9 protein-coding genes and 11 tRNA genes are annotated in these 11,365 nt (G+C 34.8%); 1 reads left to right on the top strand and 19 read right to left on the bottom strand.

Annotation, left to right across the window (positions count from 1 at the left end):
- Positions 1-509: 509 nt before the first annotated feature.
- The 9 genes from AC1DJR_RS07245 to AC1DJR_RS07205 all read right to left on the bottom strand — a co-directional run bounded on the left by AC1DJR_RS07245 (position 510) and on the right by AC1DJR_RS07205 (position 9,193).
- Complete coding sequence (locus AC1DJR_RS07245) at positions 510-2,579, bottom strand: sensor domain-containing protein (RefSeq protein ID WP_477002293.1); 2,070 nt, start codon at positions 2,577-2,579, stop codon at positions 510-512.
- Positions 2,580-2,703: 124 nt separating this feature from the next.
- The gene (gene trmL / locus AC1DJR_RS07240; RefSeq protein WP_000538149.1) at positions 2,704-3,192 is read right to left on the bottom strand and encodes a tRNA (uridine(34)/cytosine(34)/5-carboxymethylaminomethyluridine(34)-2'-O)-methyltransferase TrmL; all 489 of its coding nucleotides are present in this window, start codon (positions 3,190-3,192) and stop codon (positions 2,704-2,706) included.
- Between the two features lie 58 nt (positions 3,193-3,250).
- On the bottom strand, positions 3,251-4,138 hold the full coding sequence (locus AC1DJR_RS07235) for an amidase domain-containing protein (RefSeq protein WP_429688906.1): 888 nt from the start codon (positions 4,136-4,138) through the stop codon (positions 3,251-3,253).
- Positions 4,139-4,182: 44 nt separating this feature from the next.
- Positions 4,183-5,325: a tRNA epoxyqueuosine(34) reductase QueG gene (gene queG / locus AC1DJR_RS07230; protein ID WP_477002292.1), complete on the bottom strand. Its 1,143-nt coding sequence runs from the start codon at positions 5,323-5,325 to the stop codon at positions 4,183-4,185.
- A 200-nt stretch (positions 5,326-5,525) separates the two neighbouring features.
- A tRNA-Gly gene (locus AC1DJR_RS07225) sits at positions 5,526-5,599 on the bottom strand.
- 115 nt (positions 5,600-5,714) lie between these two features.
- On the bottom strand, positions 5,715-6,368 hold the full coding sequence (locus AC1DJR_RS07220) for a DsbA family protein (protein ID WP_002204548.1): 654 nt from the start codon (positions 6,366-6,368) through the stop codon (positions 5,715-5,717).
- Between the two features lie 187 nt (positions 6,369-6,555).
- Entirely contained in the window at positions 6,556-7,332 is a 777-nt protein-coding gene (locus AC1DJR_RS07215; RefSeq protein ID WP_477002291.1) for a transglycosylase domain-containing protein, read from the bottom strand.
- 529 nt (positions 7,333-7,861) lie between these two features.
- Complete coding sequence (locus AC1DJR_RS07210; RefSeq protein WP_002201842.1) at positions 7,862-8,323, bottom strand: NUDIX hydrolase; 462 nt, start codon at positions 8,321-8,323, stop codon at positions 7,862-7,864.
- A 150-nt stretch (positions 8,324-8,473) separates the two neighbouring features.
- Positions 8,474-9,193, bottom strand: coding sequence for a YebC/PmpR family DNA-binding transcriptional regulator (locus AC1DJR_RS07205; protein WP_002113875.1), 720 nt, complete (start codon positions 9,191-9,193; stop codon positions 8,474-8,476).
- A 660-nt stretch (positions 9,194-9,853) separates the two neighbouring features.
- Here AC1DJR_RS07205 and AC1DJR_RS07200 point away from each other — a divergent pair.
- On the top strand, positions 9,854-10,174 hold the full coding sequence (locus AC1DJR_RS07200) for a DUF3884 family protein (RefSeq protein ID WP_429688908.1): 321 nt from the start codon (positions 9,854-9,856) through the stop codon (positions 10,172-10,174).
- A gap of 209 nt (positions 10,175-10,383) precedes the next feature.
- Here AC1DJR_RS07200 and AC1DJR_RS07195 read toward each other — a convergent pair.
- The 10 genes from AC1DJR_RS07195 to AC1DJR_RS07150 all read right to left on the bottom strand — a co-directional run bounded on the left by AC1DJR_RS07195 (position 10,384) and on the right by AC1DJR_RS07150 (position 11,298).
- Positions 10,384-10,465 (bottom strand) — tRNA-Leu (locus AC1DJR_RS07195).
- Positions 10,466-10,473: 8 nt separating this feature from the next.
- Positions 10,474-10,544: transfer RNA gene (locus tag AC1DJR_RS07190), tRNA-Cys, on the bottom strand.
- A gap of 14 nt (positions 10,545-10,558) precedes the next feature.
- Positions 10,559-10,633 (bottom strand) — tRNA-Gly (locus AC1DJR_RS07185).
- Between the two features lie 5 nt (positions 10,634-10,638).
- Positions 10,639-10,713, bottom strand: a tRNA-Gln gene (locus AC1DJR_RS07180).
- 65 nt (positions 10,714-10,778) lie between these two features.
- A tRNA-His gene (locus tag AC1DJR_RS07175) sits at positions 10,779-10,854 on the bottom strand.
- A 17-nt stretch (positions 10,855-10,871) separates the two neighbouring features.
- A tRNA-Trp gene (locus tag AC1DJR_RS07170) sits at positions 10,872-10,945 on the bottom strand.
- An 8-nt stretch (positions 10,946-10,953) separates the two neighbouring features.
- Positions 10,954-11,037: transfer RNA gene (locus AC1DJR_RS07165), tRNA-Tyr, on the bottom strand.
- A 10-nt stretch (positions 11,038-11,047) separates the two neighbouring features.
- Positions 11,048-11,123 (bottom strand) — tRNA-Thr (locus AC1DJR_RS07160).
- A gap of 14 nt (positions 11,124-11,137) precedes the next feature.
- Positions 11,138-11,213: transfer RNA gene (locus tag AC1DJR_RS07155), tRNA-Phe, on the bottom strand.
- 9 nt (positions 11,214-11,222) lie between these two features.
- A tRNA-Asp gene (locus AC1DJR_RS07150) sits at positions 11,223-11,298 on the bottom strand.
- Positions 11,299-11,365 lie beyond the last annotated feature (67 nt).

The following is an 11,365-nucleotide window of genomic DNA, read 5'->3' as shown; positions in this document are numbered from 1 at the left end:
CCCATGGTCTTTCTTTCACAAGCTCCAAATACTCCGCAAACGTACCTTCCCATTGTAAACGTTCTTCTGCTTCCCGATATTKTTCAATTTTCTTTAGAATATCCATTATAGCTCCTCCCCCATCTCCTTGTTCAATCGGATTATTATAAAAGGTATGCTAGGATGTCCTTAAACATTCTTTAAATCAAAACGAAATATATAATAGCGCTATAAAATTCTCTCCAAAATTCAAAGAAAATTCTGTATAATAAAGGTATTAAAGTTTTCACGCTGCTATTCATTGTAAATAAATTCTTTTCTTCTGGGAACCTTACATACATTTCGATTCACAARTAGGATTCGTAAACCGAAAAAGTAAGGRGGAAATTAGTATGAAGTTATTATTAATTTTAGGTGTATCRATCACATTTCTTACAGCTATTTTTACATCTGGTTATAACGATAAACCAGGTACACAAAAAAAGTGATGTGCTTTTCAGCACATCACTTTTTTTCTTGTTTTTTATACACTATTTAAAATAAATATTTTCCACATCGTATATCGATAAAGGGCGATTATAAAAATAACCTTGTACGATTTTCACATTCTTTTCCTTTAAGAACTGTATTTGTTCCGCCTTTTCTACTCCTTCTGCAATTACATTTAACCCTAGAGTATGTGCTAAATGAATAATTGCAGCCGTAATATTCGTATCTCTTTCATCTTTATATATACCTTCCATAAAAGAACGATCAATTTTTAACGTATCAATCGGATATTTTTTTAAATAACTTAAAGATGAATATCCCGTTCCAAAGTCATCTAAATGAATCTTTAAATTTTGTTCTTTTAACTGCAGTAACACTCTTTTTGATACATCTTTATGTATAAGAGCCCCTTCTGTAACTTCTATTGCTAATAAATGAGGGGGAACGTTGTACTTATTTAAAGCACGTGTAATCATCTCTATTAATGTAATAGAACGAAAATGTCTAGCTGAAATATTAACTGCGATTGGTACAACCTCATATCCTTTATTTAACCATTCACGTATCTGTTCACAAACTTGATGTACTACCCATTCATCAAGTTTAATAATAAACCCTGTTCTTTCAGCAAGKGGGATAAATTGATTKGGCGAGACAAAACCTAGCTCCTTATTCTCCCACCTTATTAAGGCTTCCATACTGGCTATCTTTTCCGTTTCAATATTAATTTGAGGTTGATAATAGAGGGAAAATTCATTTTTCTCTATAGCACGATGTAACTGATTTTCTATTATAAACCTTTGTTCACGTTCACAATCTAATCCACTACAATAAAAATGATAATACCCTTTTCCTTTTTCCTTTGCTTTTTCCAAAGCTGCGTCGACTCTTTGGAAAAGCATTTTTTCATCCATTCCATCTTCTGGGGCCATTACAATCCCAATTGATGCACTCAAATAAACATCCTCTTCTTCTATTACAAAATGCCCACTAATTTTTTTTAATATTRTTTGTGCAACTTCCTCTACGTATTCTCTCGTTATATTTTCTATTAACATAACAAATTGATCATCATGTTCTCTAAATAAATGCATATCTTCTATTTTTAGGTCTCGTAAGCATTCAGTAACTTTTTTTAAGACTTGATCCCCTTCTTTATGACCAAATGTATCATTAATAAGGTGAAATTCATCCAAATCTATAAAAACCAATGCGAATTCTTTATTCTCAGCTAAAAATTCATTTAGCTTATTTGTACATGATATTCTATTCATTAACCCCGTTAACTGATCAAAGTAAGCTAAATATTCTGTTTTCATCTCATTTAATACTTGCCTCGTAACATCCTTCGTAACAATGTACACCCCGACGATTTCACTATTCACAATAATGGGGATTGTCCTCACGGAAATATAAAGTTCATATCCTTCTTTATGAATATATTTCTTTGCAACAATTTGTTTTGCTCTTCCCTGTAAAGCATTTTTAAATATAATTTGAAAAGTTTTTTCATATTCTTTATTTATAAACTGACAAATAAATTGGTCCTTTAACTCTTCATATCGATACCCAAAAATTTCATAAGTCGCTGGATTTGCATATGTAATTCTTCCAATAGAATCTACAGATATAATGGAATCATTATTATATTCTAGTAATGACTTAAATAACATTTGTTTTTCTTCTATTTCCACTTTTTTCTTAACCTGTGCTGTAATATCTCTAGTAATACAAATAATAAACTGACATGTTCCATTTACATCGCATACTGGATTAAGTGAAGATTCATAATGTATATCACCAGTTGGCAAACTAATTACATCACAAAATGTAATTGCTCTCGCTTCTCTCATTACTTTTGCATAGTGTCCTTGCAATAACCTTGCCGTATCTTCTGGTAATACTTCTGCAAAAGTTTTCCCATAACATTCTTTCCCTAGCCTGGCGTGATTCATTCCTATTTTATTCACATAAATATATTTAAAAGTTTCATCATCAATAACTTTCACAATAAACACTAAATCTTGAATAGCATGTAACAATCCCTGTCTCACTAAATCCATATCTATCATACTTAAAAAGGTATTTTGATTATTATATTGTTCCTTCATATTTATCTCAACCCGTCTTATCTATTTTTATTCATATATCTCATTCTATATGAACATGTACCTTTTTTAAAATGTATGATTACATATTTTTTTAAAAAATAAAAAAGCCGCCAAATGGCGACTTTTAATACACGATTTCTAAATCTAATCCTGGATAATTTTGTTGACGGAACGCTTCATAAATTAAAATTGCTGCTGTATTAGATAAATTTAATGAACGTACTTTATCCGTCATTGGAATACGTAAACAATGATCGAAGTTTTCTTCAATTACATTAGCTGGTAATCCATTTGTTTCTCTTCCAAATACGAAATAGTAATCCTTCTCACGTTTGCTATAATCAAATGCTGTATGAGCTTTCTCGCCATACTTTGTTAAATAAAAGAATTCACCATCTTTATTTTTTTCATAAAATTCTTCGATTGAATCATAATACGTAACTTTTACGTGCTGCCAATAATCTAATCCTGCACGCTTTAACATTTTGTCATCCGTTGAAAATCCAAGCGGTCTAATCAAATGTAATTCTGTTCCAGTTGCTGCACAAGTACGTGCAATATTTCCTGTATTTGCTGGAATTTCTGGTTGATATAAAACAACATGTACTCCCACGCGATATTCACCTCTATTTTTTATCTACTACGTATTATACCACTTGAACGAAAAATCTCTACCCATTAATAATATGAAAGAATTTATATTTCATTTGTGGTGTATATTTACTAGAATCTTCATAGTTCCAATAACGCCTGCGGCTATTCGCTGAATGTGCATTTACAAGCGGCATACCATCTGCGTCTTTTGCTACTACAATTGTCGTATGATTCCACCTACCATCATCCTCAAAATCATACGCAATTACATCGCCAAGAATAAGGTCTTCTGGCCTTTCTACTGCTTCTGCTCGAAGCCCTGTTGTAGCACCTGACAAATACCAATAAAAAGAGTGTGCTACAGCCCAGCTCCAACTCCACTGGTTTCCCCTTTGCCACCACCCTTTACGAATGTTAGGATGTCCATTCATCGGTACTTCTCCAGTGTGCAGACATTGTGAAATGAAATTTGTACAATTATCCGGAAAATTACGGTATGCAGAATTACGATCATCCCACCAACGCTCTGCATATTTCACTGCCTCTAAACGATTATATTGATATGAACCGTATTTTTCTTTCGTGACTTCCCGTTCTAACGTTTCACCTATTCCTATTTCTTCTGACACTTCAAGAGCATAATCATCTATTATACAACTATTTTTTAAACAAACTCGTCGTTTTAATTGTTCCTCTTCGATATAAAATAATTCTTTATGCTTAATTAAATATTTCAAGTGTATTTGATAATCAAGTTCTTGATGCTCATTACTATTTAATTGTCTAATGAAAGAAATATCTGCAGTTGCTTTCACTATATGTGCACTACGCTTTTGAAACAATTGTTTCTTTCTCTGTACCATTTGTAACAAATCTACTGCAATACCGTCTACATCTGTTCGTTTCTCTGTTATATATGCTAAAAACTGTTGCACTTGCTTTTCAATATTCGCTTTTACAACCATTTCGTTTCCCTCCCATATTACAATATGAAAAAGGGAGATATTATCTACTCTTTTTTCTGTGCTAACAATTCAAGTCCACGATTCATTTCATGAAGAACCTCTTCATCTTTCTCACGTTCCATCGCTTTTTCAATCGCTTCTCCTACTCCATCTCCACCAATTTTCCCAAGTGCCCATGCTGCTGTTCCTCGAAGTACTGGTCTTGGATCATCTTTCATAACACCGATTAAATCAGGAATTGCTGCTGTTTCTTTGAAATGTGCAAGTGCTAAAATAGCATTTCGTTGCAATGGTTTTTTACCTCTCCATGAACCAGACATAATTCCATACTTCTCTTTAAAATCACGATTACTAATTGTTAAAAGTGGTGTTAATAACGGTTTAACTAACTCAGGGTCAGGCTCCATTTCAGGATGGTTATGAAAATCCATTCCTTTATTTTTCGGACAAACAGTCTGACACGTATCACATCCATATATACGGTTTCCTATTTTATCGCGATATTCTTCAGGCAGAAACCCTTTTGTCTGTGTTAAAAATGCAATACATTTCTTCGAGTCCAACTGCCCGCCTTGTACTAAAGCACCTGTAGGACAAATATCAATACATTTCGTACAACTTCCACATTGATCTTCTATTGGCCGATCCGGAGGGAATGGAACATTCGTAATCATTTCTCCTAAGTATACATACGAACCAAATTCCGGCGTAATAATAGCGCAGTTCTTACCACTCCATCCAATACCGGCACGCTCTGAAACAGCTCGATCACTTAGCTCCCCTGTATCAAYCATTGATTTCACTTCTATATCCGGCAGCTTTTCGATTAAATACGCCTCTAACTTTTGCAAACGATCTCGTAGAACAAGGTGATAATCTTGGCCCCAAGAAGCACGGCAAAAAATCCCACGTCGTTCCCCTCGTTTACTTAATGGTGCATTTTTTAATTTTGAAGGGTATGCTAAAGCAATCGCAATAATTGATTTCGCACCAGGTAACAATAGCTGTGGATTCGTTCTCTTCTCTATATCAGGCTCTTCGAATCCAGACTGATAATTCAATTGTTGTTGCTGGATTAGGCGCTGCTTTAATTCCTCAAATGGTGAAGCACTGGCAAAACCTATTTTATCTATACCAATCGTTTTACTATACGCAATTACATCTTGCTTTAATTGTTCAAAGTCCATTTTCAATCGCCTCCACCGATGAATCCATCCCTTATGTAACGACTATACTGGTTATCAATTCACTTTTGGAATAATATTCTTCACTTCTATTTTCGCATACAATTATGATTTTCAAACATTAAAAAACGCAATGCTTCGTTTATCTTAGAAACGAAACACTGCGTTGATCACAATTTATTAGAAAAACATTAAATAAAATTTGGAGCGGGTGAAGAGAATCGAACTCTCGACCAGAGCTTGGAAGGCTCTTGTTTTACCACTAAACTACACCCGCAAATATGAAAAAAATATAAGATATTGAAATAACTTATGTAAAGTAGTATAGCATGTAAAAAAAATCGAAGCAAGAAATTTATCGAAAAAAGTCGAAAAAGTGATGAGATACCTCATCACTTTTTCAATTCTTTATCAATCGCCTTCTTCATACTATCGAAATCAGGGTTTGCAAGATTCCCATTTATATATACTGAAGGAGCACCTTGAACTTTTAATTTTTGAGCACGATCTGAATCTTTACGTACTTTGTCTTTCATTTCTTTACTGTGTAAATCTTTTTTAAACTGTTCTACATTAATTTTTGGAAGCTTTTCTTTCACAATATTAAGAAGTAATTCTTCTGTAATCCATTCTTCCGTATCTTTCTTTTGATTTTGATAAATCTCATCATAGAAAATCCAGAATGAATCTTGATCTTGTTTATAAATTGCTTCACCAGCAGCTGCACCTAAATCAGAGTCTTTTCCAATAAACGGGAAGTTAATAAAATATAACTGCACTTTACCTTTATCAATATACTCTTCTTTTAATCGTGGTAATACTGTTACATCCCAAGTACGACAAGCTGGACATTTAAAGTCTCCAAATTCAACTACCTTAACTGGAGCATCATCTTTCCCTAAAGATTGTTGCGTAGAATAAGCAAACATCTCATTCCCTTTATCTTTCTTGTCATTTATGATGCTATACACAATCGTCCCGATTACAATCAATACTGCRATAGAAAAAACTATACCAAGAACCATGAGTTTGTTTGATGATTTCATATACATTCCTCTTTAATTTCATATTCTGTATACATCATTGTACACAATACACATAATATCAATACTTACATAGGTCACGCAATGAACACGCTCACATAAATTACAAAAATACAACATTTGTGACAATATTGTGTCGCCTTTTGTCACAAATTATCCAAAAAAAGAAGCTCCTATGTAGGAACTTCTTTTAACTTACTGCTTTTTCATGGGCATTTTTTAACATGGATTGCTCTGTTTTTATATCATGACGAATTACTAATTTCTCACTAACTGCTTGCACATATTCATCATGATTTATATACCCTTCTTTCTCCATTAGCCTTAAAACTACATTCCGTCTCTCAACTGCTTTATCATAATTTTGTGCAGGTGAGTAATAAGCCGGTGCTTTTACTACAGCAGCCATCATTGCACTTTCAGCCAAYGTTAATTGATCCACCTTTTTACCGAAGTAAAGGTTTGCTGCTTTTTCAATYCCCCATGCTCCTTCTCCGTAGTAAATATTACTCACATATAATTTTAAAATCTCATCCTTTGTGAATGTACGTTCAATCTTTTTCGTATAAAAAATTTCTTTCCACTTACGRGAAAATGTACGTTCATTAGATAARAAAGCATTTTTAGATARCTGCTGTGTAATSGTGCTTCCTCCTTGCACAACACCACCAGCTTTTATATTTTCAATAGAAGCTCGAATAATTGCTATATAGTCTAAACCGTTATGATGATAAAACCTTTTATCTTCCGTCGCAATAAATGCGTGTGTTAATGATTCTGGCACCTCTAACTTAGCGGGTACATTTAATTTACTAATATCACTTCGCTCAATCATTACATTTCCAACGAATAATAATGCAAAACTTAACAATAATAATAATATAATGGCTTTATAAAGAAATTTAGTTAATGGATTTAATGCAACTTTTTGATGATAATTCACTCTAGATAATACTCGTTCCTTCATCTCGAACACCTCTTTTCCACACAGCATATAACTCTTAATTTAAGAATACCTTGTTGTAAAAGAATATCCCATCGATTTCTCTTACACCTACCTTACAACATTGTAAGGTGTAAAAATGTATTGTATCACAGTCCCTTTTTATCTACTATTCATATGAAATGTTGAATGTACATTTGTTTATCACACTATTCATAGGAAATAGGACTCTCCTTAATTTCACTTTATTCTTTTATTATATCAGTTTATACATTTATTCTTTTAAACATCTAGCAATCTAATTATATACGATATATCACTATTATACAGAACAAACGTTCCGCAAATCAATACTAGCTTTCGGATTATCTCGCTATTTGTGGGCAGTAAGACTTCTCCCTTAAAACTTGGCTAAAGCTAGGAAATTAGGTGGTAGTCCTACTTTCTTCACTAATTATTAGCCTACACTTTATTATTGTGACCTTTTTCTGAAACAGTATACATAAAGAAAAGGTCAGCAATTTGAGCTATCCTCAAATAACTAACCTAAACTTTACAGCCTTCCTATAAGATTATATGGYTGAACTTCCCATGTTTCGTATGGAATGAAATGCATTGCTTTCATCGCATCAAGTGTCCTTGATTTCATATGAGGACGCGTTATATACTCATCAATGTTCTCTTCGTTTAAAGCAACAAATTTAGCATCTTGTATTTCTTCAGGTTGAATTTTTATTTCACCACTAACATATGCTACTTTAAAAACAACAGCTACAATATGCATAGAAGCATTATAATAAATCCCTGTAACTCCGATAGGCTTCACAGTTAATCCTGTTTCCTCCATTATTTCTCTGCAAACAGCTTGATCGAGCGCTTCCCCTTCTTCTACCTGTCCTCCAGGCATTTCCCACGTATCTGCTCGCCAGTGCACTTTCGTTAAAAGCACCTCATTCTTTTCATTTGTTAAATAACCTGCTACGGCAACAATATGCTTTGGTGTTTTATGCTCCACAGAAATACCTCCTAGAAATATGATTATTTAAAATACAAACCTATAACCATATTCCCTAGCAGCTACAAAATACCTTTAATACTTTACCACCTTAATTAACTCCATAAAAAAAGACCCTATCCGTTAAAGGAAAGGGTCTTCTGTCTTATATTATTCCCCTAAGTCTACGTTGTGGTAAACTTGCTGTACATCTTCTAAATCTTCTAATGCATCAACCATTTTTTCAAATTGCACTTGAGCATCTTCAGGAAGTTCTACATCACTTTGTGCAAGCATTGTTAATTCTGCAACTGTAAATTCTTCAACACCAGCACCTTTAAGTGCAGATTGTACTGAATGGAACTGATCAGGTTCAGCATAAACGATAACAGAATCTTCTTCTTCTAGAATGTCACGTGCATCTACATCTGCTTCCATTAAGATTTCAAGAACTTCATCTGATGTTTTACCTTCAAGACCGATAACAGCTGTCGCATCAAACATGTAAGCGACAGAACCGTTTACACCCATGTTACCACTGTTTTTGCTAAATGCAGCTCGTACATCTGCTGCAGTACGGTTTACGTTATTTGTCAGTGTATCTACAATTACCATAGATCCGTTTGGTCCAAAGCCTTCATAACGAAGCTCGTCATAGTTTTCTTCTGAACCGCCTTTTGCCTTTTCAATCGCACGGTCAATAATTGTTCTTGGCACGTTGTATGTTTTCGCACGTTCTAATACAACTCTTAACGTTTGGTTTGATTCTGGATCTGGCTCGCCTTGTTTTGCTGCCACATAAATTTCACGTCCAAATTTCGCGTATATACGGCTTGTATTTGCATCTTTTGATGCTTTTTTTTCTTTAATATTGTTCCATTTACGGCCCATACTTTCCACTCTCTTTCCCATTTTAAATCTACATAAAAATATTAATATGAAATATAATGTGTATTCAACACATTTTTAAAAGAAATATAAAAAGTTCATTTTTGATTCATATTACAGACATAATATAAATCACTATCATTTTGTTCTTTCGACAAGTTATATTATACATGAATTCCTAAGTTTATTACGAATTTTAAAATCACATAGCATAATTTAACAAAAAAAACCCTAACATTTCTGTTAGGGTCTTTTTAGGTGACATTTATATAGAGTGCTACCCTTAAAATCCTTTATTTTAAAGCATTTTAAAAATTTTGAGCTTCTTTAAACATGATAAATTAAAATGAAACGGAGCCAAAATGGAATCATATTAAATAACTGACACCTTTTACTTTCATTTCTTTCCCTTGATTAAATTTATCATATTTCATTTATTACTGTGATAATTTATTTTATTATTTCTTGCTAAACAATAAGAAACAGGGCAAAGCTGCCATGTCCTTTTAAAKATTTGTTATGTAGTATGTTATGAACTATTCATTGTCAAACTAAAGTTATTCCTTTTCATTCCTCTACTAATCCCATAATATTTCCTTAATTACTTTCTATTGCTGTATAATTAAAGTAGGAAAAAATTTGAAGAAAAGATGGGAGAGAATTATGACACATTCAAATGAGAAAAAATCACATGGTTTTAAAGGAATAGGAGAGAAGTTAAACCCAACTATCTATCAAGTGAAATTCATGAAATTGGATGGTCCAATTCAATTTGAGTCGTTCCCTAAATTAAAGGAATTAGGGGACTGGTTGAGTACTTCAACGCAAATATGGTCGTGTCACTCAACTATGTACAAGTACAACAGAGAAGAGTTTGAAAAGAAGTTTTTCGAAATTACGAAATTACCAGCTGATAATGTGGTAATTTCAACTGGTGGTATCGGATTTAACTTCATGTCACCAGGGTGGAGAGATTCTCTCTAGAGTGCTCGAAAAAATTCTTGTATATGTAATATTCTACTGAAATTTTATCCTTTTAATACTTCATAGTTTCTTCCAACTGTATCTAAAGTTCGTCACCTACTCACCGCACACTACCCCAACGCACTATTAGTGCTTATTTTGTAGTGTGAAGAAAATACAAAAAAACTCTACACAATTAGTGTAGAGCCTTGATGTTACGCCGTTCGTGATACCGATGGTCGGGGTCGAACCGACACTCCCGAAGGAACACGATTTTGAGTCGTGCGCGTCTGCCAATTCCGCCACATCGGCATAAATAAAGGCGGCAACCGGATTTGAACCGGTGGTAAAGGTTTTGCAGACCTCTGCCTTACCACTTGGCTATGCCGCCATATGAAGTTAAAATGGAGCGGAAGACGGGATTCGAACCCGCGACCCCAACCTTGGCAAGGTTGTATTCTACCACTGAACTACTTCCGCAAAAATGGCTGGGCTAGCTGGATTCGAACCAGCGCATGACGGAGTCAAAGTCCGTTGCCTTACCGCTTGGCTATAGCCCACCGAAGTTTTACTTAATTATATGTAAGTATCCATTAATTTATTTGTAATTTTTAAAAAATAAAAATGGGGCGACTGATGGGAATTGAACCCACGAATGCCGGAGCCACAATCCGGTGCGTTAACCACTTCGCCACAACCGCCATGTTGTGTATATATTTGGCAGGGGCAGTAGGAATTGAACCCACACTGGAGGTTTTGGAGACCTCAGTTCTACCTTTAAACTATGCCCCTATGTAAAATGGTGGAGGGGGGCAGATTCGAACTGCCGAACCCGAAGGAGCGGATTTACAGTCCGCCGCGTTTAGCCACTTCGCTACCCCTCCGAAACTTACATGGTGCCGGCTAGAGGACTTGAACCCCCAACCTACTGATTACAAGTCAGTTGCTCTACCAATTGAGCTAAGCCGGCATATTTTATTAAAATGGTGGCTCGGGACGGAATCGAACCGCCGACACGAGGATTTTCAGTCCTCTGCTCTACCGACTGAGCTACCGAGCCTTATTAAAATGGCGGTCCCGACCGGGGTCGAACCGGCGATCTCCTGCGTGACAGGCAGGCATGTTAACCACTACACCACGGGACCATTTGGTTGCGGGGACAGGATTTGAACCTGCGACCTTCGGGTTATGAGCCCGACGAGCTACCGTACT

It is taken from the genome of Bacillus sp. 05T31 (assembly GCF_056396725.1).
Note: the sequence above shows the minus strand (reverse complement) of the source record. Positions and strands in the feature narration are given on the sequence as shown.

Excerpts from the sequence above, each read along its gene's own strand:
- AC1DJR_RS07235 (WP_429688906.1), bottom strand. The coding sequence starts at position 4,138 with ATGGTTGTAAAAGCGAATATTGAAAAGCAAGTGCAACAGTTTTTAGCA.
- AC1DJR_RS07205 (WP_002113875.1), bottom strand. The coding sequence starts at position 9,193 with ATGGGCCGTAAATGGAACAATATTAAAGAAAAAAAAGCATCAAAAGAT.
- AC1DJR_RS07200 (WP_429688908.1), top strand. The coding sequence starts at position 9,854 with ATGACACATTCAAATGAGAAAAAATCACATGGTTTTAAAGGAATAGGA.